The 26,964-nt window shown below is 63.4% G+C and carries 21 protein-coding genes and 3 riboswitches; of the genes, 10 read left to right on the forward strand and 11 right to left on the reverse strand.

The window, feature by feature from the left end:
• The first annotated feature begins 89 nt into the window (after positions 1-89).
• Together VGD45_RS18205 and VGD45_RS18210 are read left to right on the forward strand one after the other, a co-directional pair.
• Positions 90-611, forward strand: coding sequence for a porin family protein (locus VGD45_RS18205; RefSeq protein WP_331156764.1), 522 nt, complete (start codon positions 90-92; stop codon positions 609-611).
• 42 nt (positions 612-653) lie between these two features.
• Entirely contained in the window at positions 654-1,235 is a 582-nt protein-coding gene (locus VGD45_RS18210; protein ID WP_331156765.1) for an outer membrane beta-barrel protein, read from the forward strand.
• Between the two features lie 470 nt (positions 1,236-1,705).
• On the opposite strand, the gene yihA is transcribed toward VGD45_RS18210, so the two are convergent.
• Positions 1,706-2,311 carry a ribosome biogenesis GTP-binding protein YihA/YsxC gene (gene yihA, locus VGD45_RS18215; RefSeq protein WP_331156766.1) on the reverse strand — a complete coding sequence of 202 codons (606 nt, stop codon included), beginning with the start codon at positions 2,309-2,311 and terminating at the stop codon, positions 1,706-1,708.
• A 98-nt stretch (positions 2,312-2,409) separates the two neighbouring features.
• Between yihA and VGD45_RS18220 the strand changes: the two genes are divergently transcribed.
• The 4 genes from VGD45_RS18220 to VGD45_RS18235 are packed head-to-tail and all read left to right on the forward strand — an operon-like array spanning position 2,410 to position 5,817.
• Positions 2,410-3,036, forward strand: coding sequence for a c-type cytochrome (locus VGD45_RS18220; RefSeq protein WP_331156767.1), 627 nt, complete (start codon positions 2,410-2,412; stop codon positions 3,034-3,036).
• A gap of 57 nt (positions 3,037-3,093) precedes the next feature.
• A complete protein-coding gene (locus tag VGD45_RS18225) occupies positions 3,094-3,966 on the forward strand; it encodes a thiol:disulfide interchange protein DsbA/DsbL (protein ID WP_331156768.1) in 873 nt (290 codons plus the stop codon).
• Positions 3,967-3,999: 33 nt separating this feature from the next.
• The gene (locus VGD45_RS18230) at positions 4,000-4,983 is read left to right on the forward strand and encodes a magnesium transporter CorA family protein (protein WP_331156769.1); all 984 of its coding nucleotides are present in this window, start codon (positions 4,000-4,002) and stop codon (positions 4,981-4,983) included.
• Positions 4,984-5,817: an NYN domain-containing protein gene (locus VGD45_RS18235; RefSeq protein ID WP_331156770.1), complete on the forward strand. Its 834-nt coding sequence runs from the start codon at positions 4,984-4,986 to the stop codon at positions 5,815-5,817.
• Here VGD45_RS18235 and VGD45_RS18240 read toward each other — a convergent pair whose 3' ends face one another.
• Complete coding sequence (locus VGD45_RS18240) at positions 5,818-6,774, reverse strand: endonuclease/exonuclease/phosphatase family protein (RefSeq protein WP_331156771.1); 957 nt, start codon at positions 6,772-6,774, stop codon at positions 5,818-5,820.
• Positions 6,775-6,843: 69 nt separating this feature from the next.
• The gene (locus VGD45_RS18245; protein ID WP_331156772.1) at positions 6,844-7,314 is read right to left on the reverse strand and encodes a hypothetical protein; all 471 of its coding nucleotides are present in this window, start codon (positions 7,312-7,314) and stop codon (positions 6,844-6,846) included.
• A gap of 643 nt (positions 7,315-7,957) precedes the next feature.
• Here VGD45_RS18245 and VGD45_RS18250 point away from each other — a divergent pair.
• The 4 genes from VGD45_RS18250 to VGD45_RS18265 are packed head-to-tail and all read left to right on the forward strand — an operon-like array spanning position 7,958 to position 12,998.
• Positions 7,958-10,270 (forward strand): ATP-binding protein, encoded by a 2,313-nt coding sequence (locus VGD45_RS18250; RefSeq protein ID WP_331156773.1) that lies wholly within the window; start codon positions 7,958-7,960, stop codon positions 10,268-10,270.
• 57 nt (positions 10,271-10,327) lie between these two features.
• Positions 10,328-10,747, forward strand: coding sequence for a response regulator transcription factor (locus tag VGD45_RS18255; protein WP_203165899.1), 420 nt, complete (start codon positions 10,328-10,330; stop codon positions 10,745-10,747).
• Positions 10,737-11,186, forward strand: coding sequence for a chemotaxis protein CheX (locus VGD45_RS18260; RefSeq protein WP_116807827.1), 450 nt, complete (start codon positions 10,737-10,739; stop codon positions 11,184-11,186). The genes VGD45_RS18255 and VGD45_RS18260 overlap by 11 nt, the downstream gene beginning before the upstream one ends.
• A gap of 15 nt (positions 11,187-11,201) precedes the next feature.
• Positions 11,202-12,998 (forward strand): TonB family protein, encoded by a 1,797-nt coding sequence (locus tag VGD45_RS18265; protein WP_331156774.1) that lies wholly within the window; start codon positions 11,202-11,204, stop codon positions 12,996-12,998.
• A gap of 21 nt (positions 12,999-13,019) precedes the next feature.
• Here VGD45_RS18265 and VGD45_RS18270 read toward each other — a convergent pair whose 3' ends face one another.
• From VGD45_RS18270 to VGD45_RS18305, 8 genes are all read right to left on the reverse strand, one after another.
• Complete coding sequence (locus tag VGD45_RS18270; RefSeq protein WP_331156775.1) at positions 13,020-14,363, reverse strand: NTP/NDP exchange transporter; 1,344 nt, start codon at positions 14,361-14,363, stop codon at positions 13,020-13,022.
• Positions 14,364-14,430: 67 nt separating this feature from the next.
• On the reverse strand, positions 14,431-15,894 hold the full coding sequence (locus VGD45_RS18275; protein WP_331156776.1) for a pitrilysin family protein: 1,464 nt from the start codon (positions 15,892-15,894) through the stop codon (positions 14,431-14,433).
• 11 nt (positions 15,895-15,905) lie between these two features.
• The gene (locus VGD45_RS18280) at positions 15,906-17,180 is read right to left on the reverse strand and encodes a pitrilysin family protein (protein ID WP_331156777.1); all 1,275 of its coding nucleotides are present in this window, start codon (positions 17,178-17,180) and stop codon (positions 15,906-15,908) included.
• A gap of 310 nt (positions 17,181-17,490) precedes the next feature.
• Positions 17,491-19,350 carry a putative Ig domain-containing protein gene (locus tag VGD45_RS18285; RefSeq protein ID WP_331156778.1) on the reverse strand — a complete coding sequence of 620 codons (1,860 nt, stop codon included), beginning with the start codon at positions 19,348-19,350 and terminating at the stop codon, positions 17,491-17,493.
• Positions 19,351-19,567: 217 nt separating this feature from the next.
• A riboswitch (cyclic di-GMP riboswitch) is annotated at positions 19,568-19,671 on the reverse strand.
• Positions 19,672-19,790: 119 nt separating this feature from the next.
• A riboswitch (cyclic di-GMP riboswitch) is annotated at positions 19,791-19,876 on the reverse strand.
• 232 nt (positions 19,877-20,108) lie between these two features.
• Positions 20,109-21,272 (reverse strand): fibronectin type III domain-containing protein, encoded by a 1,164-nt coding sequence (locus VGD45_RS18290; protein WP_331156779.1) that lies wholly within the window; start codon positions 21,270-21,272, stop codon positions 20,109-20,111.
• 163 nt (positions 21,273-21,435) lie between these two features.
• Positions 21,436-21,534, reverse strand: a riboswitch (cyclic di-GMP riboswitch).
• 180 nt (positions 21,535-21,714) lie between these two features.
• Complete coding sequence (locus tag VGD45_RS18295) at positions 21,715-24,351, reverse strand: HD domain-containing phosphohydrolase (RefSeq protein WP_331156780.1); 2,637 nt, start codon at positions 24,349-24,351, stop codon at positions 21,715-21,717.
• 113 nt (positions 24,352-24,464) lie between these two features.
• Positions 24,465-24,899 (reverse strand): response regulator, encoded by a 435-nt coding sequence (locus VGD45_RS18300; protein WP_331156781.1) that lies wholly within the window; start codon positions 24,897-24,899, stop codon positions 24,465-24,467.
• A complete protein-coding gene (locus VGD45_RS18305; protein ID WP_331156782.1) occupies positions 24,896-26,962 on the reverse strand; it encodes a S9 family peptidase in 2,067 nt (688 codons plus the stop codon). The genes VGD45_RS18300 and VGD45_RS18305 overlap by 4 nt, the downstream gene beginning before the upstream one ends.
• Positions 26,963-26,964 lie beyond the last annotated feature (2 nt).

Consider the following 26,964-nt stretch of genomic DNA (forward strand, 5'->3'; position numbering starts at 1 on the left):
GGCGTTTGTTACTTACTCACTTCACATTGCATTCAGCTCGCTCGTGCATCCTGCACGTGCGGGCGACACCCCTGACCGAAGGAGCTCTCATGCGAAAAGCAATTCTGGCCACTGCGTTGTTGATGGCGAGCGGCGCCACCGTGGCGGCGGATAACGGCATCTACTTGGGCGCGAGCATTGGCGACGCCAACATCGACATCGACCAGGGCATTGCGCAAGTGGACAGCGACGACACCGGCTTCAAGCTCATCGCCGGCATCCGCCCGCTCGACTGGTTCGGGGTGGAAGCGAGCTATGTGAATTTCGGCGAAGCCGAGGACGGCATTCTGGCGGCGGAATCCGACGGCATCACCGGCTTCGGTGTGTTCTTCGCTCCGGTCGGACCGGTCGACGTGTTCGCCAAAGTCGGTCTGGTCAGCTTCGACACCACGGTCGAAGTCGACGGCTTCGGCGACATCTATCGCGAGGACGGCACCGATCTCGCGTACGGCGCCGGCGTGCAGTTCCGCCTGCTCAGCCTGAGCGTCCGCGCCGAGTACGAGAAATTCGACATCGACGACGTCGAGGACGCCAACATGTTGTCGATCGGCGTGACTTACACGTTCCTCTAAGCGTTTGGGATCTGACCACCTCCATAGAAGCGGATCACAACCATGCGTCGCTTATTGTTTCCTTTGATGCTGCTCGCGGCGAGCCCCGCCGCGATGGCAATGGACCCCGCGCTGCAGGGCCTGTACATCGGGGGTGGCATCGGCGAGGCCACGGTGCGGCTGGAGAACGACGATTCGTTCGCCGATTTCGAGGGCGACGACACCGGCTACAAGTTCATCCTCGGCTACCGGATCATCGATTGGGTGGCCGTGGAAATGAACTATGCCGTGTACGGCGAGGCGGAAGACGAGTTCCTCGGCTTCGAGGTCGAGAACGAGTTCACCGCGCTGTCCGTGAGCGCCCTCGGCATGTTGCCGCTGGGCGACTGGGACCTGTTCGGTCGGGCGGGCATCGCCAACGTGGAGGGCGACTTCCGGGTGGTCAATCTCCCTGGGACGGCGGACAGTGATGACAACATCGAGCCCATGTTCGGGGTCGGGGCCCAGTTCCGGCCCATCCCCAACCTGGGCCTGCGGCTCGAATGGGAGCTGATCCAGCTCGGCTTCGACGACGACGATGACGACGAGCGGGATGGCGACGACTGGGTCGACATGCTGTCGTTCGGTGTGACTTATAAATTTTGAGCCCGGGTGGGCTGAAGTTCAGACGCTGAAGTGGTCAGGCCAATTTGTTGGTCCTGTGCCACAAAAGCCACGGAAGCGGCCCCGGGCAACGCTTCTGGCTGTGGCCTGTCCGTTACTGTCGGACGGCCGTTAAGCACCTGAAAAAATAAAGATTTTTTCACACGATTCGGGCCAGAAACTCGCGGAACTTTCAGCCCGTGCGAACGTCATAACTCCCGAGCGTCGGCCAGGACGCTCCCGTCCGCTGACCTCCCTGAGTGGACGGTAACCCGGTCCATCCCCATGCCGGGTAATACTACCCCGGTGGCTCTTATAGTCGCCGGGGTTCTTTTTTTCTTTTTTTCGGGCGCCCGATCGGGCAGTCCCTGCCACGACGGCCGCGCTGCGACGGGAAAAAACGTGGTTTTTCCCTTGCAGCCGCCGCCTTTGGCGGCGGGGTACATCCATGTACCCGTTTCAGAGGCGTCAGTTCATTTCTCGGCTTCTGCTGGTGTCGCGGCCAGCATCTTCAGCACTTCCTTGCGGGCTTCGTCGACGCCGGCTTTGCTCACGGCGGAGAAGAGCTGGGCGGTGACACCTTCGCCGACCTCGTTGCGGACTTTTTTCAGGGTGGCCATGGACTCGCCGCGGCCGAGCTTGTCGGCCTTGGTTAGCAGCAGGTGCACCGGGAGGTTCTGCGCGCCGGTCCATTCAAGCATCTGCCAATCGAACTCCGTGAGCGGATGGCGCGAGTCCATCACGATGACCACCCCCGCAAGCGAGGCCCGCGTTTCCACATAGCGCCCCATCAGCTGGCGCCAGTGGTCGCGCATTTTCTCGGGCACCTTGGCGTAGCCATACCCCGGCAGGTCGGCGAGCCGCTGCTGTTCGTTCAGCGCGAAAAAGTTGATCAGCTGCGTGCGGCCCGGCGTCTTGCTGGTCCGCGCCAGGTCCTTGCGGCCGGTGATGGCGTTCAGCGCGCTGGATTTGCCGGCATTGGAACGGCCCGCGAAGGCCACCTCCGCGCCCTGGTCGGCGGGGAACTGGCGCGGCTGCCAGGAACTGGTGAGGAACTCGACAGGAGGGAATTGCGGCATGGGTGTTCGTGGAATGCGGCTGAGGCTGCAGGCAAGCGGTATCGCTAGTGTACAATTCCGCGCCTTTTGGCCAGCCGCCGCTACCGGAGTTGCGAATAATGAAGTTTCAGTCGATGGTCCTGCTCACCGTTCTGTGCGGCCTGCAGGCGGGCGTTTCATTCGCGGCCGAACAGCCCATCGCGGGCTCGGCGGAGAAGGGCCAGGCCAAGGCCGCGCCTTGCGTCGCCTGTCACGGTGTCAATGGCAACAGTGTGAACCCGGAATGGCCGAACCTCGCCGGCCAGCACGAGACCTACATCAAGCGCCAGCTGAGCGCGTTCAAGAACGATCAGCGCCAGAACGTGCTGATGACCCCGATGGCCAAGCCACTCTCGGACGAGGACATCGCCGACCTGGGCGCGTTCTTCTCCACTCAGAAGGCAACCGGCACGCTGGAAGCCGAGCCCTCGAAGGTGGCCTTGGGCGAGAAGCTGTTCCGCGCCGGCGACATGTCCAAGGGCATCGCGGCCTGCGCCTCGTGCCACGGCCCGAACGGCGCCGGCAACCCGGCCGCGGGCTATGCGCAGATCAAGGGCCAGCACGCCTCGTACACGGCCGCGCAGCTGAAGGCGTATCGCTCGGGAACACGCCAGACCGATCCGAATCAAATGATGCGCAATGTGGCCTCCTCGCTCAGCGATGAACAGATCGACGCGGTGGCCTCGTATATCCAGGGCCTGCGCTGATCGCACTCTAGGTCGATGGCGCGCGCCTCCCGCGGAACAATTTGCTCGGAACGACGCATGAACAAACTCGCTGCTCTGCTATCGACCTTGGTCCTGCTCGCTGCCTGCGGCAAGCAGGAACCGGCTCCGACCACACCGCCCGTTGCCGCGCCAGCCGCTGAACAACCCGCCGCGCCCTCTGCTGCGGAGGGCGGCGCCGCCGCTCCCGCCGAGCAAGCGGCCGCGGATCAGGCCGCGAGCCAGGCGCCCGCGGAAACCGTCAGCGAAGTGGACGACGAACCCGCGCAAACCGAACAGCAGACCGCATCGACGACTCAGCCGTCGCTGAAGTTGGGCGGCTCCGCCGGCGGCCCGCCGACCTCTTCGCAGTTCAAGGAAGGCGCCAACTACCAGAAGATCGTGCCGGCTCAGCCGACCAACGTCGCACCCGGCAAGGTCGAAGTGGCCGAAGTGTTCTGGTATGGCTGCGGCCATTGCTTCTCGCTTGATCCGGCGATCGAGTCGTGGCGCTCCAAGACCAAGCCCGCCTACGTGGAGTTCACCCGCGTCCCGGCGATGTGGAACGAAGCCACGCGCATGCATGCACGCGTGTTCTACACCGCCGAGTTGCTCGGCAAGCTCGAACAGCTGCACTCGCTGATCTTCCGTGAGATGCACGTCAGCGGCAATCCGCTGAACAACGTCGACAAGATCGCCGCGTTCTTCCAGCAGCACGGCGTCAGCAAGGACGAGTTCACCAAGGCGTTCTCGTCGTTCGCGGTGGAATCGAAGCTGCAGCGCGCGGACTTCCTCAACAAGCGCTACCGCATCCAGTCCGTGCCCACGGTGATAGTCAACGGCAAGTACAGCACCGACGTGAGCACCGCCGGCGGCGAAAGTCAGCTGTTTACTCTGATCGACGAACTCGCGGCTCACGAGCACGGCGGCTAAAGCCGCGCGGCGCGCCCCGCGGCTGACTGCTCCATGCTCAACATCTTCGTCCCGAAAGAGCAGGGCCTGACCAAGGTCGGGATCGGCTCGGGCGACGACGGTCCGCCGATTCCGTCGCAGGCGGTGTGGATCGATCTGCTCGAGCCGAGCGTCGAAGAGGAGAAGCTGGTCGAAGCCTCGTTCGGCATCGAAGTGCCGACGCGCGAGGAAATGAAGGAGATCGAGACGTCGAACCGGCTGTACGAAGACAACGGCGCTTTGTACATGACGACGACCATCGCCGCGGGGCTCGACACCGATCGGCCCGTCAGCACCGCAGTGACCTTCATCCTCGCCGGCAATCGCCTGGTAACCAATCGTTATCTCGACACCAAGCCGTTCCAGCTGTTCATCTCGTACGCGGCCAAACATCCGGCGTCGTGCCAGAGCCCGGTCGCCATCCTCGCGGGCCTGATGGAAGCCTTCGTCGAGCGCATCGCCGACGTGCTCGAACGGGTCGGCGCCGATCTCGACAACGTTTCCAGCAGCATCTTCGCCCGCCACGGCAACAACACGCCCACCAGCCAGGACCTGCGCGCCATGATCGAGCGCATCGGCTTCAACGGCGAGCTCAACTCCAAAGGTCGCGAGAGCCTGGTGAGCTTGGGCCGCGTGCTGATGTTCGTGCAGCAGTCGGTGCCCGGCATCTCGGCCGACCAGCGCGATCGGTTCCACTCGATCAGCCGCGACGTGCTGTCGTTGTCCGACCATGCCTCGTTCCTGGGCTCCAAGGTGTCGTTCCTGCTGGAAGCCACGCTCGGCCTGATCAACGTCGAGCAGAACAACATCATCAAGATTTTCTCGGTGGCCGCCGTGCTGTTCCTGCCGCCCACGCTGATCGCCAGCATTTACGGCATGAACTTCCACCTGCTGCCGGAACTGCCCGGCCAATACAGCAATTTCTTCTTTTCCATCGGGCTGATGATCGGCTCGATGGGCATCACTTACGCGCTGTTCAAACGCAAGGGTTGGTTATAGATGGCTCACAACATCACCAGCATGGCGCTGTTCTGCGATTTCGAGAACATCGCGCTCGGTGTGCGTGACGCGCAGTACGCCAAGTTCGACATCGACCGCGTGCTCGAGCGGCTGTTGCTCAAAGGCAGCATCGTGGTGAAGAAAGCGTACTGCGACTGGGATCGCTACAAAGACTTCAAGAAGCCGATGCACGAGGCGTCGTTCGAGCTGATCGAGATCCCGCACGTGAAGATCTCGGGCAAGAACTCCGCCGACATCCGCCTGGTGGTGGACGCATTGGATCTTTGTTACACCAAGGCGCACGTCGATACGTTCGTCATCATCAGCGGCGACTCGGACTTCTCCCCACTGGTCAGCAAACTGCGCGAGAACAACAAGACAGTCATCGGCGTGGGTGTGAAGAGCTCGACGTCCGACCTGCTGATCGCCAATTGCGACGAGTTCATTTATTACGACGACCTGGTGCGGCAGGAAGAAAAGAAACGTCACCAGCGCGCTCGGCGTAAACAGCCGGCTTCTAAAGCCGCTGCCGCGGATACGCCGAAGGCAGCCAAGCCGGAAGCTTCGGAGGAAGACCGCAAGCAGCAGGCGTTCGATCTGGTGGTGGACACCATCGACGCGCTGGCCGAGGAGCGCGACCAGGACGAGAAGATCTGGGGCTCCATGGTCAAGCAGACGCTCAAGCGCCGGAATCCCGGCTTCAACGAAAGTTACTTCGGCTTCCGCACCTTCAGCGATCTGCTGGAAGAAGCCCAGGCACGCAAGCTGCTGACGCTGGAGGCCGACCAGAAATCCGGCGGCTACATCATTCAGCGCGTGCCGCGCCCCGAGTAGCTATTGCTGGAGCAGCAGGTCCGCGACGACCGGCAGATGATCCGACCCTAGCCAGGGGCCGACGTGCGTGGCGACGCTGCGCCATTGCGGCGACAACAAACAATGATCGATGCGGATGCCCACAGGCGCGAACTGCGCCGGCCAGCTGCGCGCCAGGCCGAAGCCGCGCGCCGCGTCGTGCAGTCCTGATTCTTCGAGCGCGTCGCTGAAATATTCCGACCACGGCGTGAGATTGAAATCGCCGGCGACGATCAACGGCCCCGGCTGCTGCTTGCTGATTTGCACCAGCCTGCCCAGCTCCTGATTGCGGAACTCTGAATTGCGCGGCCCGAGCGGCCAGTTGAGGTGCACACCGAGCACCGTCACCGGCGTGCCGCGCCAATCGAGTTTCACGCGTGCGGCCACCGCGCCACCCTGCGCCAGAGGCATCGACTCGGCATCGAGCACGGGCCATTTGGTGAACACGGCCGCGCCCATGCGGCTGGGCTCGATGTGGTAGTGGGGATAACTCGGTAGCAAGGGCCGCAGCATCTCTGCCTGCGGCGGCGTCAGTTCGAGCAACACCACGGCGTCGGCTTGCGACTTCTCGATGTACTCCGCCGTGCGCGCCATGTCGGGGTTGCGAAACCATACGTTGAAGGACACGACGCGGAATGTTTCCTCGCGCGGCATGGCGATCGCCGTGGATACAGGCTCGCCCATTACGTACGGAAACAATGGCACTGCGCTGATGACAACACCGACGACTGCAGCGCCGGCATGCAAATACTTGCGAAACAGCAGCAACACCACGGCGAGCAGAACAAACAGCGCCGCGTACTGCACGCGAAAGTGCGCGAACAAGTCCAGCGGCCAGGCGACGCGGCCCAACAGGCCGGCCAGCAGCGACAGCCAGACGCCGATCAGGCCGAGGATGGCGAGCTTGGCGCCTCTGCGAACGACGGTATCTCGGAACAATTCGATGGACCTGCGTCGACGACTCGGCGCGCGGAAGGGAAAAAGCGGGTAGCGGCTATATCGGGAACGTTACATCAGCACTTTCGCGGGCGCACGCCAGCGAGGGGCGGAGGTGCGGCCGGTGGCGTAGTACAGATCCATCGTGCGCACGCCTTTGACCCGACGCGTGGAGCGGCGGACCTCACGCAACAGCTTCAACAGCAACTGTTCGTTGGCGCGGCGACCGCCGCTCGCGAACTCCGCGGAAATGCCGACATGTACCACGATCACGTGCTCGATATCCTGACGTGCGTACACGGCTACGCCGACGGGCCGGCCGGTGACAGTGTCGATCGCGAATAGCGACTGCACCTCGGGGAGGCCCTTCATATGAATACGCAGGCGGTCGCGGTCGGCGACGATCTCGGGCGAGCCGAATTTCTCGATGGCGTCGGCGATACAGGCGCTGACCCGTTCCTGACACGAATTGAAAAACAACAGCGCCTCCAGCGCCGGTTTCTGGGCGACGGGCACATGCGATTTGAATTCTATTTTGCTCATGAGCCTAGGGTTCCTGACCTACCCCGTTTCCCAATCCATTCGCAAGGAGCGCATCATGAGCGGGGTCCGCGGGCTTGTCGAGCATCCCAAGTTGCCTCTTGCGGTGCGTATGTGCCGGCATCGGCGTCGAAAATACCCCGTTGTCGCACCACTGTTGCAAATGGGCGGCATTGACTTGCCCCGGGCCATGCAGGCAAAAGTGTCTGCTGCAGCGCCTTCGGCCAGGTATCGAGGGCGCGCTGTTGCACCGATGTCACATCGCCGGCAGAGTCCGCCGGCAACCGTAATAAAGTTGCGCCACGCTCACGCCGGGCAGGCTGCGGCAGGGTTCACAGCGGCGTTGGCGGCGCAAGATCAGACTTTCCGGAAGTAAGACGGCGGCGATATGCGCAGGCCACTGCGCGAAACTTTGAACTGGCGCAAGTTTTCGGGATTAAAAAACGGGAACTGAGTCGAGCGACAGTCAAAGTGCTTATTGTCAGATTAGCAACTCGTTCATCAGGGAGCGGAAAGACGGCAGTCTGGGAAGACGACGCCCTAAGCGGAGCACGACCGCAACGGGCTGAAGGGGCTGGCTTTCCGCACATTCCAGCTTGAGGCAGATCAGTCGCGGCCCGTGGGCGTGCGGCCAAGGGGAAGGTACATGGGAATTTTCGATCTGGGTCGATACAAGGGAATCGTCATCGCGATCACCCTGTTTCTGGTGTTCATCGCCATTCTCCTGGCGGTGAACCACGGTAAAGCGGGTGTGTTCTCGGACAACGTCGCGGGCGTGCGCTTCCTCGAGAACCGGGCGCAGCAGCCTCGCGCGTTGTACGACGCTACCGTGGAGCTGGCCCAGCGCCTGCAGAACGGCGAGAAGATCGACGAGGCGGTGGAAAGCGTTCGCAAGGCCGCCGCGGCGTTCGACAACTCCCTGAACAGCCTCGCCAACGGCGGCATGATCACGGACGCCGAAAACGAGATCCTGGTGTTGCCGGCCATGACCAAGCCCGAGGCGGTCGAGCAGCTGAAGGCCGCCACCCGGCTGTGGGACGGCTACAAGGCGAAGCTCGATCCGATCCTCCGCTTCTCGGGCTCTCCTTATGTGGCGACCCAGCCCGCGCCCGCCCCGGCCCCCGCGGCGACGAATGCCAAGGGCGCCGCTCCGGCGGCCGCGCCCGCCGCCGCGGCGACACCTACCGTTCAGCTGAGCCCGCGCGGCCGTCGCCTGCAAGGCGCGCTCAACGATCTCACTCAGTATGGCAACACCTCGCACGGCCAGCTCGCCAAGGTGATGACCAGCCTGTCGAATATGGTGGAAGCGGACAGCCGCAAGCAGACCGGCACGCTGCGTTACATCCAGGTCGGCGGCATGATCGCGGCCCTGCTGCTGCTCGGCGCGATCTTCCTGTTCTTCACGCGCAACTTGCGTAAGGAAGAAGCCGCTTCCAACCGGCAGCGCAAGGAAACGCAGGACATTCTGCGCACCGTGAACGAAGGCCTGTTCCTGCTGGACAAGGACCTGAAGCTCGGCAGCGAGCGCTCGATGGCGCTCAACGGCATCTTCCGCCGCGAGGACTTCAGCGACCTGACCTTCGACAAGCTGCTCAAGGACATCGTGCCGGAGAAGACCCTGAAGACCGCGATGGACTACGTCGCGCTGCTGTGGGGCGAGCGGGTCAACGAGAAGCTGGTGAAAACCATCAACCCGCTGAACGAAGTCGAAGTGCACTTCGACAATCCGGCCGGCGGTTTCGACACCCACTTCCTGGAATTCGACTTCAACCGCGTGAAATCCGAAGGCTCGCTGTCGCATCTGCTGGTGACGGTGAACGACGTGACCAAGCGCGTGATGCTGTCGCGTGAACTGCAGGACTCGCAGGAAAAGGCGCAGGCCCAGCTCGACCTGCTGTTGCGCATCCTGCACGTGGAGCCGGACAGCCTGACCAGCTTCCTCACCGACGCCGACGTGTCGCTGAAGATGGTGAACTCGATCCTGAAGGAGCCGGCGCGCGAAGAATCGGCGTTCCGCGCCAAGATCGACGGCATCTACCGCCAGGTGCACGCGGTCAAGGGCGAAGCGGCCGCGCTGGGCCTGAAGACCGTCGAGCAGCGTGCGCACGCGTTCGAAGAATCCCTCAACGACCTCAAGGGCCGCCCGTCGCTGTCGGGCAGCGACTTCCTGCCGCTGGTGGTCAAGCTGGACGATCTGTTCAACCACCTGGCGCAGGTCCGCGAGATGCTGAGCCGACTGGTCGATCTGCATCACGCGATCGCCAGCAAGCGCAGCGCCGGCAGCGAAGTGGCCGCGGAAAAGGTCGATCAGTGGCTCGCCGGTCAGGATCAGACGCAGGTCACCAAGGCGCTCACCCCGCCGCCCGACGTGGCCGAGGCCACCGGCGCGGTCGGCGGCCTGGAACGCACGCTGGAAGATCTCGCCGCTCGCGTCGCCAGCACTCAGTCCAAGCAGGTCAGCCTGCGTTGCACGGGTCTGGACGCGGTGCCCGAGTCTTATCGTCGCGCCGTCAAGGACATCACCATTCAATTGGTCCGCAACGCCGTGGTCCACGGCATCGAGGAGCCGAGCGAGCGCGCCAAGGCCAACAAGGCCGAAGCCGGTTCGTTGGCGGTGGAATTCACCCCCAAGGGGACCGACGGCTTCGAGCTGATCGTCCAGGACGACGGCCGTGGCTTGCAGTTGGATCGCATCAAGGAAGTCGCGGTGGAACGAGGCTTGATCACGCCGGCCCAGGCCGCGCTGCTCGACCCGCGCCAGACCATGGCGCTGATCTTCCGCCCCGGTTTCTCCACCGCGGACCGCGTCACGACCGATGCTGGCCGCGGCGCCGGCATGGACCTGGTGCGCATCCTCGTGGCCGAACTGGGCGGCCGCGTGGGCCTCGCTTCGGCCGGCGGCAAATTCTCCAAGTTCAAGATCTGGCTGCCCGCTACGACCCGGGCCGTGGCTGCCTGATGACCCTGCCCTGACGGATCGAAAACGACTGGAACTCGAAGACTAAGAGGGACTGTAATGGCGAGCGCCAATGCTAAAGCTCAACCGTTGACGAACGGTAAGCTCAAGCTCATGATTTGTGACGATTCAAACATAATTCGCCGCAAGATCGAGCGGGAACTGCAGATCGAACGTCTGCAGGTCATCGCCACCGCGGCGAATGGGAAACAGGCCGTTGAGGCCTTCCGCAAGGAGCCGGCGGACGTCGTCACCATGGACATCACGATGCCCGAGATGGATGGCATCGAATGCGTCGAGAACCTGGTGAAGATCAAGCCGGACGTTCTCATCCTGGTGATTTCGGCGCTCTCCGACAAGGCCACCGCCATCGAAGCTTTGAAGAAGGGCGCCAATGGCTTTCTGTGCAAGCCGTTCACAGACCGCCAGCTGACAGAAGCGCTCGAAGAGCTGCTGAGGGGCGCCGGCAATGATGACTAAAGTCGAGTTGGAAACATTCGTCGAAGGCACGACGCATTACTTCGCGACCGCGGCCAATCAGCCCGCGTCGGTGGGCTCGCCGTACATCGTGCAGGAAGGCAAGCCGACCATCCAGGAATTCACCGGCATGATCTCCATCGCCGGCAAGCGTCGCGGCATCGTTTACTTCACCGCTTCGCGGCCGATGCTCACGGTCATGCTGATGCGCATGGGCGAAACCGAGCTCACCCAGGAAAACATGTGCGACCTGGTGGGCGAAGTCGCCAACACCATCTCGGGCAATGCGCGCCGGGATTTCGGCAAGGACTTCATGATCTCGGTGCCGACCGTGGTGGCCGGCGAGCCCGAGAAGATCGTCACTCCCGACAACATCCGCTCCTTCGTCATTCCGATCAACTGGCGCAGTCATTCGGCGCAACTGGTCGTTTGCCTGGAGTGATGCGCCGAGAATGACGTGCCCAGTACACGACCCGAAGACTTTCTTTGCACGGTTCGCACCACGGCGGCGCGACCGGGTCAGGTCATTGATGTCGTCGTACTGACGAGCGATGCGAATCTGCTCGCGGCCCTGCGCTCCGGCGCGGGGTCCGAGCACGCCCTCTGGGATGCCCCTTCCGCTGACGCGGCCGTCGACTATCTGATCGGCGGCCGTTGTGACGTTCTGATCGCCGATATCGGCACCTTGGGCGGCGACGTCGCTGCCTTGATCGATCGTCTGCAGGTCCAGTTTCCCGAATTGATTTTCATGGCCACCGGCCGGCGCGAAGAGGAAGGGGCGATCGCGTCGCTGCTCAGCTCCGGCCGTGTCTATCGTTTCCTGCACAAGCCCATCTCGCCGGGGCGCGCGTTTCAGTTCCTCAACGCGGCCACGCGCCGTTATAACGAGCTGGGTGACGTTCAATCGGCCGCCTTGCAGACGGTTCGGACAATCGCTCGCAAGCGTCCCTCTATCGGCAAAGTGGCTCTCGCCGCGGGCGGCGGCGTTCTCGCGGCGATCGTTGCCTTGGTCATCTGGCAGTCGCGCGATCAAGGCTTGCCCGCCACGTTACAAACGACCCAGGTCGCAGACGCGCCGGTCGAGGATGTCATCAAGTCGAAGCTGGGCAGCGCGCAGATCGCGTATCTCAGCGGGCGGCTGCTCGATCCTCGTGGTGACAACGCGCTGGAATATTACCGAGCCGTGCTGGCGATGCAGGCTGACAATGCCGACGCGAAGGCCGGCGTGCAGAAGGTCATCGATGCGCTGGAGCAGCGTGTCGTCAAAGCTTTGGGCGAACGCAACGCGCCTCGCGTCGTGACGGCGTGGACAGCGTTGCAACGCGCGGCTCCGGATCATCCGCGGCTGGATGCGTTGCGCGCACAGCTGCTCGTGTTGTCGCGAACGATGCCGAAGCCAACGGCGGTCGCGAACAATGCACGGCCAGCGGCTCGTGCGACGAATGCTATCTCTGGGCCAACATCGAATATTTCATCCCCAAATCCGGAATCGACTTCGCCGCGCGCGAACCGGTCCGAAGCCGAGTTGCTCGCGAACGAGGCTGCCGAACGCGAACTGGCCGAGGCGATTGCACGCGAGCTTGCGGATCAGGAAGCCGCGTCCAATGCGGACGCGACCGAGCAAGTGGCCGAAGCGCCTGTCGAGCAACGCCCCTCGCTCGCGGAGCAAATCGCCTCTGTCGCGAGTCTTCGCGAACGTGGCGCGCTGATCGCCCCTGCAGGCAATAATGCTTTCGACGCCCTGATGTCGCTGCGCGAGCGCTATCCCGACGCGGAGGAAGTTCGCGGCGAGCAGCAACGGCTCGCGTTCCTGTTGCTCGATCGATCGCGGACAGCGCTGGCTGGCAACAATGTGGACGAAGCGGCGACTTTGATCGCTCGCGCCAACACGCTCGTACCTGGCATGCAAGCGGTGCGCACGCTTCAAGAGCAATTGTCAGCGGCGCAGGACGAACGCGATTTTTATAAGAACATCGCGCCCGCCGCCAGCTTGAAGCGAGTTCGTGAAGTGCCTCCGGTTTACCCGCGAGGCGCTGCTCGCGCTGGCACTGAAGGCTGGGTACAAGTTGAGTTCACCATCGGGCCCGACGGCGCCACTCGAGACCTGCAGGTTCGCGACTCCGAGCCGGCAGAAGTGTTCGACAAGGCCGCCCTGGACTCGGTGAGCAAATGGCGCTTCGAACCCATTCGCAAAAACGGCGCGCCAGTCGCCCAGCGCGCCTTGTTGCAAGTCAAATTCGTGCTGAATAACTAGGGGGGTGGGTCTTCCGGTCGCTTAGTGCGCTCCGGGTGATCTTGCCGGGGCCCCGGCGGCGACGCGGTCGCCTTGCAGCTTCTCCTTATCCTCGAAGCGACGACCCAGCCACCAGCCCAGAACACCCCACACGGCTGCGACCGCCGCCCCGAGCCAGGCGACGGCGGCAACACCAAAACCCGCGCCCGCTACGAAATTGTTCAATTGCGCGGACAGCGCGTCAGCGCCGCGATACACGGGAACGTCGACCGTGTTCTTGGCTTTGTATTTGGTCTCTTTGTCGAGCGGACTCCACAGCATCTCCCGGCCGGGACGCACGAAGGCATATTCCATCGCCCGGCGCAGGATCACGACCACCGTGAGCACCGCGAACGCGCCCGACATCGCGAGCGCGCCGAAGGCAAAGATCATGACGACCGGCACGAAGGTGATGAGCGCCTTGACGCCGAACTTGTCCGCGATGCGCCCGGTGAGGAATATCTGTGACAGCACCGTCAGGCTCTGCACCACCCAATCGAAGCGCGCAAAAATCTGTGTGCGATTCTCCAGGTCGGGGAAGTGCTCCTCGACCAGCCGCAACTGCTCGAAATACAGCAACGTGTTCACGCAGGAAATGAACACCACGAACAGCGCGATGCCCAGCACATAGGGCGACTTCAGAATCAGCGGCACGCCGGCGAACGGATTGCCGCCGATGGGCCGGTCCTCGGCTTTGGTGGTGGCATCGGTGCGCTCCGACCAGACGCCCAGCAGAATGCGCTGGCAGAAAATCGATACGACGAACAACCCCGCGCCGAAAAACAGCACGCCACTGTTGCCGATGACGGGCACGGCGAGATCCGAGATGAACGGCCCGAACAACGCGCCCGCGCTGCCGCCCGCCGCGATGACGCCGAACAGCCGCTTGGTCTGCCCGCGATCGAACAGTTCCAGCAGGAAGCTCCAGAACACCGACAGCAGGAACAGATTCACCACGCTGATGAACACGTAAAAGAACTTGCCCGCCGCCAGGTTGATGATTTCACCGCGCAGCGACAGCCCGGTGAACACCAGGACGACCGCGACGATGGCATACATCCAGGGCAGGAAAACGCTGCGACGGAAGCGCGCCACCACTGCGCCGTAAAGCGGAATGATCAGCACCGAGACGATGGAGGTGACGATCCAGATATCGGCAAGCTTGTCGCGTCCGATGATGGTCCCGATGGTCTCGCGCACCGGGCGCACCGAGAAATAGCCGCTCCACATGAAAAAGAACAGGAAGAACGCCGCCACCACCGCCGCCGTCTCCGACGGCTGGATCGGCGCGAGTCGCGACAGGAAGCGGGCGAACGGCGAAGTCGGCGGCTGAGCAGGTGTATTCATGCGGTGTTGTTCTCGCTCTCTCGATGCAACGCCGCCGCAGTCATCGGGCGACGTTAGTTACGACGTGTTACATGGCGCTCGCGGGCTCGACCGTGCCGTACTTCTCCAGCACCTTGCCGACTTCCTTCGCGTCGCCCACCGCGACGATCTGCAGGCGTTCGCGGTCGTAATATTTCTTCGCCACGCGCTGGATGTCCGCGGGCGTGACCGCTTCGACTCGTTTTGGATAGGTGTCCCAGTAATCGGCCGGTAGACGATAGATCTTCTGAGTGGCGAGATTGCCCATCAGCGATGCGGGCGAATCCAGCGACAGCGCGAACCGGCCGATCAGCGCACGGCGCGCATTCGTCAATTCCTGGGCTGACACCGGTTCATTGGCGATGCGCTGCAGTTCCAGGCTCAACTCGTGCATTGCGCCCTCCGTGACCGCGGTACGCACATCGGTGCTGGCAACCACCACTCCTGGGAAGGTCGTCCCGGTAAATGAGCTATAGACCCCGTAGGTATAGCCTTTGTCCTCCCGCAAATTCATGAACAGGCGCGAGGCGGGCCCGCCGCCCAGGATGTGATTCATGACCAGCATGGCGAAGTAGTCGTCGTGATCTCGCTCGATGCCCAACGATCCCACCCACAGCGAGGTTTGCACCGAGCCGGGCCGGTCGACCAGCAAGACACGCGATTTCGCTGGCCCTTGGGGAGGCGGCAGCGAGACATTGTCGAGATCGGCCTTGGCCCAGGCGCCGAAGTGACGCTCCAGTCTGGCCACCAGATCTTTCAGAGTGATGTCGCCATGGGCGATCAGGAATGCGTTGTTCGGGCGATACCGCGCTGCATGGAAGGCGGCCAGATCGGCGCTGGTCAGCTGTTTGATAACAGCCTCGCTCGGCACCACCAGCGCGCCCGGATGCTCGCCATAGATGGCGCGCATGAACTGCTCTTGCGCCTGGAAGCCGGGATTCGCTCGACGGATCTGCAGCTGCGCCAGGAAACGGGCGCGGAATTTTTCCAGCTCGGACTCGGGAAAGGTGGGGTTGCGAATCACATCCGCGGCCAACGCCAGGGTCGGTTCCACGAAATCGCTCAAGCCGCTCACCGACACGACGCTCTCGCCCGAAGCAGGGCTGGAGCTCGACGACAGGCTCGCGCCGAGTGTCGCGAGTTGCTCGGCGATCTCGCGACTCGACCGATTCTTCGTGCCCTCTCTGAGCAGGCTCGATGTAACCATCGAGACACCGCGCTTCTCCGGCGGATCCGCCAGGCCGCCGCCGTTGAACCACAGCTGCATCGAGAACGTCGGCAGCTTGTGATCTTCCAGCAGCGAGACGCGCATGCCGTTCGACAACACCGCCTCTTGCGGCTTCGGCAATTGCACTCGCAACGTCTGCGGATTGACCGGTGCTTTGCCCTTGAGCTCGACGCCTTTGGTGGACGCGCCAGCGGGCGCTTCTTGCGGAGTCTGCGCGGTGGCTTGCACGAACATCAGCGCCGACAACAGCGCGAGCACGGTTTGCTTCGATGTGGACATGGTCATGATCGGCTCGCTCACGGACCCGGCGCGGGAGTTGGCGCCGGCGCAGGCAGCGTCGTCAGCACGGTGCGGCCGGCGGGCTGCAGATATTTCTTGGCGACGCGCTGCACGTCAGCGCGGGTCACCGCGTCGATCTTCGCCAGGCGCGTGTTGACCAGATGCGGATCACGGAACAGCACGGTGTAGGTGCCGAGAATGGTGGCGCGATTCTGGGCGCCCCGAATGCTTTGCAGATAACCCATGCGAGTCGCGTTGCGCGCCTTCTGCAATTCCCAATCGGCGATGGGTTGCTCGGCCACCTTGGCGATCTCTTCGTAGATCGCCGCCTCGACCGCTTCCGGCTTGCGGTCGGGCCGCACGGTGGCGGTGACATAGAAACCGCCGGTGCCAATGCGCTCCTCGACGTAACCGCCGATGCCGGTCACCAGCTCCTTTTCCTTGCTGATGCTTTGATACAGCCGCGAGCTGTCGCCGCCCTGGAGCACCGAGGACAACACTTGCAGCGCCGCCTGGTCCGGCCCGTTGCCGACGTCGGCCTTGTAACCAATGAGGATTTGCGGAGCGCGCGCGAGCGGATCGGTGAGCGTTTCTCGTCGCTCCGCCGTTTGCGGTGGATCGATCAGATCGACGGCGGGCGGCGCGGGTTGCCGCGGAATGTCCTCGAAATATTTCTTGATCAGCGCCAGCGTGTCGTCGCGCTTGAAGTCGCCGACCACCGTGAGCACGGCGTTGTTGGGCGCGTAGTAGATGCGAAAGAACTCGGCCACGTCTTTCACGCTCGCGGCGTTCAGGTCTTCCATCGAGCCGATGGTCGAGTGCTTGTACGCGAACTTGTCGTAGAACACTTCGTCGAAACGCTCGTACGAGCGGCCGTACGGCTGATTGTCGACACGCATGCGGCGCTCTTCCTGCACGGCCTGCCGCTGGTTGTCGAGCTTGGCCTGCGTGATCTCGAGCGAGCGCATGCGATCGGCTTCGAGGAACAGCGCGAGCTCCAGCTGATTGGCAGGCAAAGCTTCGAAGTACAGGGTGATGTCGGAGCTGGTGGTGCCGTTCATGGAGCCACCGTTGGTGAACACCTGATAGAAGTGCTCGCCGTCGCCGACGTTCTGCGAGCCTTTGAACATCATGTGCTCGAACAGGTGCGCGAAGCCCGTGAGGCCCGGGCGTTCGTTACGAGATCCGACATCATAAGCAACGTTGACCGCGATCACGGGCGTGGTGCGATCCTCCACCAGCTGTACGCGCAAGCCGTTCTTCAACGTGTGCTCGGAAAAATCTACACGCACGGCCGCAGGAGTCGCAGCAGTTGCTGAGACGAGAGGCAGCACGGCGAATGCAAGGGACAGGCAGACGCCGTAGTCCAACAAAAGTCGCGCCTTTTGTCGGGCGTATCGAAAGGGCCTCGGCCACTTTCGATCAGACAACAAGGCACGAATCATGTGACCGCTCCGTTACTCGCGCTCGGCGCGTGGATAACGATCGAGAATACACTGGCGCGCTGCCGAGGCGATACACGGAGCACGGCCGTGCAAGGCGCAATAAAAAAGGCCCGCCAGAGGCGGGCCTTTGCAAAGGATTTGCGTTGGGTCGATCGGTTTACGGAATGGTCTTCATGCCCATGTTCGAGATTTGGCTCTCGCCGCCGGACGTGGTGTACGCCTTGACCGCGAAGTACCACGTGCCGGAGGTCAAACCCGTCACCGTGTACGTGGACAGACCTGGGTTCGCGATCTGAATGGTCTGGTCGAGAGTGGTGCTGGTCCGGCCGTAGACGACGCGATAGCCCGCCAGGTTGGTCAGCGCCGCGCCATTGATGTCCTGGGTCGGCGGCGTCCACGACAGCGTGGCGTTGTTCGACGACGACTGCGTGACCGTGATCGCGAACGACGGCAGCGAGCGCGTGGCCGAGCCATCGCTCACCGAGATGATGATGTTGGAGTACGTGCCCGCGTTCGCAGCGGACGGCGTGCCCGACAGCCGGCCGGTCGTGGTGCTGAAGGTGGCCCACGACGGCATGTTCTGGATGCTGAAGCTGAGCGTGTCGCCATTCGGATCGGCGGCGGTCGGCTGGAAGTTATAAGCCGTCCCTGCCGTCACGTTCGTCGCGGGCGAGCCGCCGATGGTAGGCGCGGTGTTGCTCGGCGCAGCGACGCTGATCGAGAACGCCGGCAGCGAAGCCGAAACACGACCGTCGCTGACGGTGATCGCGATGTTCGAGAACGTACCCGCCGTGGTCGGCGTGCCGCTCAGACGACCGGTCGCGGTATCGAACGCAGCCCAGGCCGGACGATTCGCGATGGTGAAGCCGAGCGAGTCGTTGTCAGGATCGCTCGCGGCGGGCGTGAACGAATATCCCATGCCGACCGTCGCCGTCGTGGGCGCCGTGCCGGAAATGGTCGGCGCGCGATTCGCTGGCGCGGTGACTGCGATAGCAAAGGCCGGCAACGAAGTCGTCACGCGACCGTCGCTGACGGCAATGATCACGTTCGAATACGTGCCCACATCGGTGGCCGCCGGCGTGCCGCTCAAGCGGCCGCTCGCGGTGCTGAAGTTCGCCCAGCGCGGACGATTGGTGACGCGCCAGACCAGCGTGTCGCCATCCGGATCGCTAGCGCTGGGCACGAACGTATAAGTCTGGGCCGCCTGCACCGACGTGGAGGGCGAGCCGCCGATCGTCGGAGCGCGATTGTCCGGACCGCGCACCTGGATCGAGAACGCCGGCAGGCTGCGGGTGAGCACGCCGTCGCTGACGCTGATGACGATGTTCGAATACGTCGCGATGTTCGCGGTTCCCGGCGTGCCGCTCAGGCGACCGGTGGAGGTGCTGAACGCGGCCCACGACGGACGATTGGAAATCGAGAAGCGCAACGGATCGCCGTCGACGTCGTCCGCCACCGGCTGAAAGCTGTACGGTTGATCGACCATCACCGAACCCGGCGGCGTGCCGGCAATCGCGGGCGCATTGTTTCCAGGCAGCGGCGTATCGGTGCGGCCGCGCACCTGAATCTTGAAGGGACCGATGGAGCGCGTGTCTCTGCCGTCGGTGACAGTGATGGTGATGTCGCCCGAATCGCCGACGTGCGCGTCCTGAGGCGTGCCGGTCAACAGGCCGGTCTCGTCGTTGAAGGTCGCCCACTGCGGCTGATTGGTGATGGTGTATTCGAGGAAGTCGCCGTCGGCGTCGGTGGCCGTGGGCTGAAAGGAATACGCCTGACCGGCGGTCGCGCTCGCGGGCGGAGTGCCGCTCACTTCGGGTGGCTGATTCGCCGGAGTGGGCAAGGGCTCGCCGCCCACGGGGTCGCCGCCCGAGCCATCGTCGCCCGAGGGTTGCTCGACCGCGTCTCCTACCGGGCCGCTACTGCCAGAGCCATCGTCGAAACAGCCGCTCAACGAAGCGGCGATCAGGGCCAGCGTGGCTCGCTGCAGGAACGTCTTCCCGAAAATTGTTGGAATCATTGCTCGTACCTTGGCTTCGCGCGCGGCAACGACGGTCTGGCGACCGGCGCGGCTTGGCGCAGCTGTGTTCCGGAAATGAGGCAGCCGTCGCGGCTGAGACGCGACTTTCGAAGCGCAGGAAAAGGTGCGCGCACGTGGGGCGCGCTATCGGCAGCTCGCTGATCTCACATTCGCGTGGCGCGCTCGCAAGGGGCCTTGCGGGCAAGACGGTCGCGATTGTGGCAACCCCGCTGTCGTAGGAGCGCTGCGCGATGCGTGCCGCGTTCCCGTAGACCGGAGGCTTTGCGTCCCCGCCTTTCGACGGGTTTGCCGATGTCACTTTCTGCTCTCCCTGGACTGATCTTCTTGTCCCAGGGCGTGACGCAGGCGGCGGTACGAACGACACGAGCACGGAAAAGGAGAGAAGGATGACGGCTAGCTCGGTGACGCAAGAAGAGCTGGCCGGCAACCCCGCTATCCCCAGCTTGCGCCGTCAGGACCGGAGGCTTTGCGTCGCCGTCTTTCGACGGTTATGCCCTTGGTGATGTTGAGTAAAACCCAGGGAATTATGTTTTTGCAATTGTCGGTGGAGACCGACAAACGCGGCGGCAAAACGGCACGCGAATGTCACTTCGAATTCACATAACTCCGTCAGAATCCAGGCGGCCGTTGTGTAGACATCGAGACATTTCGGCAAACAAAAAAACGGCGACCGGAGTGCTCCGATCGCCGTTGCGTGCGCCACTGTTGTGGCGCTCAACGCAGTTTCGAGACTCGACTTACTGCACGACCTTCGAGTACACGTTCGAGATCGCGCTCTCGGTGCCGTTGCTGGTGTAAGCACGCACCGCGAAGTAGTAGGTGCCCGGCGCGAGGTTGCTGATCGTGTAGTTGGTCACGCTCGGGTTCGCCACCTGGATGGTGCTCGTCATGGCGCTGGCCGAGGTGCCGTAGGCGATGCGATAGCCCGCGAGATTGCTCAGCGTGCTGCCGTCCGTGTTCGAGGTCGGCGCGGTCCAGCTCAGCACGGCGCCATCGCTCGAGGCATCGACAACGCTGATCGAGAAGGCAGCCAGGGAAGCCGTGGCGCGACCGTCGCTCACGCTGATGATGATGTTGCTATACGTGCCCGCCTGCGCAGCAGTCGGCGTGCCGGACAACTGGCCGGTGCTGGTGTTGAACGTGGCCCAGCTCGGACGATTGGCGATCGAGAAGGTCAGCGTGTTGCCATCGGCGTCGCTCGCCGTCGGACGGAAGCTGTAAGCGCTGCCCGCGTTGATCGTGCGAACCGGCGTGCCGCTGATGACCGGAGCGCGGTTGGCGGTGCTGCCCACGGCGATCGAGAAGGCCGGCAACGAAGTCGTCAGGCGACCGTCGCTCACGCTGATGACGATGTTGGAAAAGGTGCCAGTAGCCGTCGGCGTGCCGCTCAGGCGGCCCGTGGAAGTGCTGAAAGTCGCCCAGCTCGGGCGATTCGCGATAGTGAAGCCGAGCGCGTTGCCCTCGGCGTCGGAGGCGGAAGGCTGGAAGCTATAGGCCGTGCCCACCGTCGCCGTGGTGACCGGCGTACCGCTGATGCGCGGCGCGGTGTTGCTGGAGAGCGTGGTCACCGCCTGAATCGAAAACGCCGGCAGCGACACGACGTGCACGCCGTCGGTCACACGCAGCTGAATGTTGCTCCAGGTGCCGGGCGACTTGGGATAACCCATCAAGCGGCCGCTGTTCGGGCTCACCGCCATCCACGACGGCTTGTTCACGACGCTGAACTTCAGCGCGGCGCCTTCGGGATCGCGGGCCGTCGGCAGGAAGTTATAGCTGGTGTTGATCTTGATGACGGTCGGCGGCGTACCGCTGATGGTCGGCGGCAGGTTGGTCTGGGCAGAGGCGAGACCGGCGAACGAAGCGAGCGCCGCGACCGCGGCGAGCGAAGCAATGAGACGCATTGGGCAACTCCAGCAAGCACAGTTCCGAGCCAAGCTCGCGTCACGCGTTTTGCGTGCGGTGGCGAGCACCTGTGTCTGGCAAGGGAAGCTGGCGTTGCTGAGCCGGCGCTGTGTGCGCGGGCCGCAGGCCCAAGGACTTCACGATACGACCTGATTAAGTCGTAACGGCAACCCCGCTATCTTCGATGCGGCTGCTGGAGCGGCATCGGAGGACCGGAGGCTTTGCGTCACCGTCTTTCGAACGGCTTTGCCCTTACAGACGGGGCACATTGTGTCGGAGCCCTGGAACTTGACATATCGGACGACCCCCCAACGTCGTTGAGGGAAAGTTGCAAGTTCACAGGGGAAAAATTTGGCGACGCTTAGTGGCGACACTTAGGCGCGGCGCGACAACAAAACTGTCACAACCGCGCGAAAGCCTATTTTTATCGGGAAAAGCCGCTTATTCAGGCAGCACGAAGCCGTGCTGCCTGACCAGGCGCGTGCATGCGGCGACCAGGGGTTCGTCGTAGCGTCTGCCGGCCCCGCGGTTGATCTCGTCGATGGCGGCGTCCATGCCGGCCGCCGGCCGGTAAGGCCGGGGCGAGCACATGGCCTCGACCGTATCGGCGATCGCCAGGATGCGGGCCTCGATCATGATTTCGTCGCCCTTCAACCCACGCGGATAACCGCTGCCGTCGAAACGCTCGTGAGATTGATAAACGATATCGGCGATGGGTGCGCCGAAGTCGATATCGGCGAGCAACTGGCAACCCTCTTCGACGTGAGTGCGCATCAGCGCCAGTTCCGTCTCCGTCAACGGCGCGGGCTTGCTGAGAATGGTTGCCGGCACGGCGATGTTACCAACGTCGTGTAACAACGCCGCGACTCGCAAACCGTGCTGACGTTCGCCATCGAGCCCGGCTTCGCGGCCGATCGCGACAGCGAGTGCCGCCAGACGACGCGACGATCCAGCGGTGTATGGATCGTGCCGTTCGCTCATGCGTACGAAAGAATCGATCATGCCTTGCAGGGCCACGTCGGTGCGCTGGAGCGCGCTGAGCGTCACCGCATGGGCGCGCTTCGTATGCAACACGCGCCACACGCCATCGGCCAGCGCGGCGAGCGCGCGTTGATCGTCCTCGTTGTAACTTGTTTCGCGATTGCCCACACCAAGCACCGCGACCACTTCGTCGCCCGAAAGCATGGGCACGGCGATATAACGCGTCACGTCCGGCAGGCCGTCGTTCTGCGGCTTGCGGGTCACGTCGTTGTTCGACAACGCATGCTTGGACCGCACGCATTCGGTGAACAACACGGCGCGACCGATGGGCTGCGGCTCGGAATCCGCCATCACCGCTTGCGGCCGGCTGCCGTCGCGCCAGGCGGCGAGCGTAATGGTCTTTTGCACGGGATCGACGAAATACAAATAACCGAGCGGGCTGCGCGTGACGTCCATCCCCTGCTCGATCACCCGCCGCACGATGGCGGACTCATCGAACGTGTCGGCCTGCTTGAACAGATCGACCAGGAAGTCGGCCTGACGCTGGAGCTGACGGTTCACGATCAACTCGCGGCGGCGCTGGGTGACGTCGCGAATGAGCACGATGCTGCCGCGTGCGTTCTCCAAAAGGCCGACGCTCACTTCGACGTCGAACGACGAGCCGTCCTTGCGACGATGCTTGGCCTCATAGCGGCCGCCGCCACGGACGCGGCCGAGTTGCAGCCGCATCGTCGTTTCTCCGGAGTTGTGATCCTCGATGTCGGCGGCATTCATGCGCAGCAGCTCTTCTTTGCTGTATCCGGACATGCGGCAGTACGCCGCATTCGCATCGAGGATCTGACCGTCGGCGCCGAGCAGCCACGAACCATCCGCGACCGCATCGAGAACCGCGCCACCGCTGCTCGCCTGCTCCTGCAACTGGCGCTCGGTCTCCAGCCGTTCCGTGAGATCGAACGCGGCCACCAGTTCGGCGTTGCGACCGTCGAATTCGATTTGCCGAGAGGCGATCGACAGCGCGACGCTGTTGCCGTCTTTGCGCTTGTGCCGCCGGATCGGCCCGTCGCTGTCCGGCATTTCCAGGGCCGTGGCCTTCAGTGCAAGGAATTCGGCGCGCGAATAACCATACAGGGCCAGCGCCGCATCGTTGACGGCGATGAAGCCGCCAGTGGCGTGATCGGCGATCCACATGGGTTGCGGATTGCTTTCGAACACACGACGGAAGCGCGCCTCGCCGTCGGCCAGACGCCGATTGACCGCTTCGAGCTCGTTGACCTGCGAGCGCAGTCGCGAGTGGGACTGCATCGCGCGCTCCACAGCGTCGGCCTGCGCCTCGGCCTGAGCTTGCGCGTGCTGAACTTTCTGGTCCGCCTCGAGTTGCAAACGTTCGGCGCGCTCGACCGCTTCGGCTTGCGCGCGCTGAGCTTTTTCCAAAGCCTCGGCTTGCGCGGCCTGCGCGCGTTGCATGCGCTCCAATGCTTCAGCCTGCGCGGCTTGCAGCTTCTGCGCTTTTTCCAGCGCTTCGGCCTGCGCCGCCTGCAGGCGTTGCGCGGCTTGTGCCTTCTCGAGCGCGTCGGCTTGTGACTTTTCGAGCACGGCGAAACGCTGCATGGCGGCCGTGTCGAGCATGTTCATCGGACGGGTGTTGCCGCTCGCGCCGTTGCCATGACCGTTGGAATTCCCGTTCGCCTGGCCATTCGAGTGACCGTTGGCGCGCGCGCCGTTCATGTGGCCCGGCGGCAGCAGCTCGTCGAGCGCGGTCAGCAGTGTTTCCGGCGGCGTCGAGCGGGCGAGGAAACGTTCGGCGCCGAGCTCCAGCGCGAAGCGTTCATATTTGGGATCGTCGTGGCGCCGGGTGTAGAACACAAAAGGAATGTTCTGCAGGCGCTCGTCCTGTTTCCATTTGCGGCACAGGGCGAAACCGTCCATGCGCGGCAGGACGATGTCGGACACGATGGCTTGCGGCGGCTCGCGGCGCGCGACGTCCAGCGCGGCGAGTCCGTTGGCGGACTTCAATACTCGATGACCGCGACCCGACAGCAATGTCTCGAGCGCGCTTTGCTCGGATTCGCGCTCGAATGCGATCAGGATGACACCCATGCCACCAGCCCCTAAAAAAGAACCCCTCGGAGCCTGCGAAGTATGCCCGGCAGGCGTGTGAATCACACGATTAGGGGGTTCTCTCAACGGCAAAGAGAGACACAGCGCACATTCTACGGACCGGCACGATTGATGCGGGTCCAGTACTGACCGAGCTGCGAGACCTGATCGGTAAATTGTTTAAAGTCCACCGGCTTCACGATGTAACTATTGGCGTGCGCCTCGTAGCTGCGCGCCATGTCCGACTCCTGGTCCGAGGAGCTCATGATCACCACCGGCGTGGAGCGCGTCTTGGGATCGGCCTTGATCTGCGCCAGCACGTCCAGGCCGTCGATCTTGGGCATGTGCAGATCGAGCAGCATCAGCTTGGGATTCCCGGAGACGCGCTGCGAGTACACGCCCTGACGAAACACGTAATGCAGCGCCGCCTCGCCATCCTGAACCCACACCACTTGCTGCGAAACGCCGCCGATCTCCAGCGCGCGAATCGTCAGCTCGGCGTCCGTGGGATTGTCGTCGGCGAGCAGAATGTACCCGGTGTGGCTCATGACCCACTCCCGATGCGCATGCCTTCGGCCAAGGCGATGATGAATCCGTATTCCCGCGCCACTTCGCGCATGTGCTCGTATCTCCCCGACTTCCCACCGTGGCCCGCCTCAAGATTAACGTGCAACAACAGCGGCCGGCCGCCGGTGTCGTGCCGGCGCAGCTTCGCGACCCACTTGGCCGGCTCGTAGTACTGCACCTGGCTGTCCCACAGTCCGGTGGTGACCAGCATGGCGGGGTAAGGCTGGCGGCGGATATTGTCGTAAGGCGAATAAGAAAGCATATAGGCGTAGGCAGCGGCTTCGTTCGGATTGCCCCACTCGTCATACTCGAGGGTGGTCAAGGGAATGCTGGTGTCGAGCATGGTGGTGACGATGTCGACGAACGGCACGTGCGCGACCAGCCCGGCGTAACGATCGGGCGCGACATTGGCAATCACGCCCATCAGCAAACCGCCGGCGCTGCCGCCCGCTGCGAACACCTTATCGCGCGCACAGTAGCCGCGCGCCACCAGATGATCGGTCACGTCGACGAAATCGTTGAAGGTGTTCCATTTGTGTTCGAGGCGGCCGGAGTCGTACCAGCGCCGGCCCATTTCCTGGCCGCCGCGGACGTGCGCCATGGCATACACGAAACCGCGATCGAGCAGCGACAGCCGTGACGAGCTGAACGCCGGCTCCATGCTCAGGCCGTACGAGCCGTAACCGTATTGATACAAAGGCGCGGTACCGTTCAACGGCGTGCCCTTGCGGTACACGATGGAAACCGGAATGCGCTCGCCATCGCGCGCCGGCGCCCAGACGAATTCGCTGACGTAGTTGGCCGGATCGAACTCGCCCAGCACCGGATCGCGTTTCAACAGGACGCGCGAGCCGTCGGTGAGATCGTATTCATAAGTGGTGCCCGGCGTGGTGAGCGACGTATAGATGTAGCGCAGCCGCGTGGTGTCGAGCTCCGGATTCGAGCCCAGCGCCATGGTGTAGGTCGGATCGTCCGCCGTCAGATGGAACGGCGCCTCGCCCCAGCGCTGCACCCGGATGTTCATCAAGCCGCGCGAGCGCTCGCTCACCGCGATGAAGCCGCGGAAGATTTCGAAGTCCTGGATGAACACGTCGGCGTCGTGCGCCACCACGTCGCGCCAGCGGGCGCGATCGGCGACCTGCGCCATCGGCGCTTCGACGATACGGAAATTCAACGCCTGCCAGTTGGTGCGGATGATGAAGCGTTCATCGAGATGATCGAGCTGATATTCATGATCTTCCTCGCGCGGCACGACCACCTGGAAGTTAAAGGTGAGGTCGTCCGTGCGCGCATAACGCCATTCGGAGGAAGTGGTGCTCTCCGAGGCGATCAGCAGATAACGTTCAGACTTGCTGCGCTCGACGCTCAGATCGAAGCTTTCATCCGGCTCTTCATATACGAGCGGATCCTCGCCGCTGCTGCCGAGCTCGTGCCGGCGCACGCGCCGGCCCAGCAAGGTGACCGGATCCTTTTCCACATACAGCAGCGTGCGATTGTCGTCGGCCCAGGCGATGCCGCCGTCGACGTTTTCTATAACGTCGGGCAGCAGCGTGCCTGTCACGAGATCCTTGATTCTGAGCCGGTACTGGCGGCGACCGACGGTGTCTTCGGTGTAAGCGAGCAGCCGGTTGTCGGGACTGACTTCGTAGCCGCCCAGTTGAAAGAACGGCAGGCCGGCGGCGAGCGCGTTGCCGTCGAGCAGGATGTCGTCCTCGGCGGAGCGATCCATATGAGCGAAACCGGCATGAGCGGCGTCCGCCCGGCGCACCACGATGGGATATTCCTGGCCGGTGGCGTAACGGATCGAATACCAGTAACCGCGATAGCGCACCGGCACGGTGGCGTCGTCCTGCTTCAGCCGCGCCACGATTTCAGCATACAGCTGATCGATCAGCGGCTGCGCCGGGGCCAGCATCGCCTGGGTGTATTCGTTCTCGGCCTTCAGGTAGGCGAGCACGTCCGGATCGCTGCGCGTGTCGTCACGCAGCCAGTAATAAACGTCGTCGCGGACGCCATTGGGAGAGGCGACGCGATGCTCTCGCATCG

It is taken from the genome of Steroidobacter sp., assembly GCF_036402275.1.
Classification (GTDB): domain Bacteria; phylum Pseudomonadota; class Gammaproteobacteria; order Steroidobacterales; family Steroidobacteraceae; genus Steroidobacter.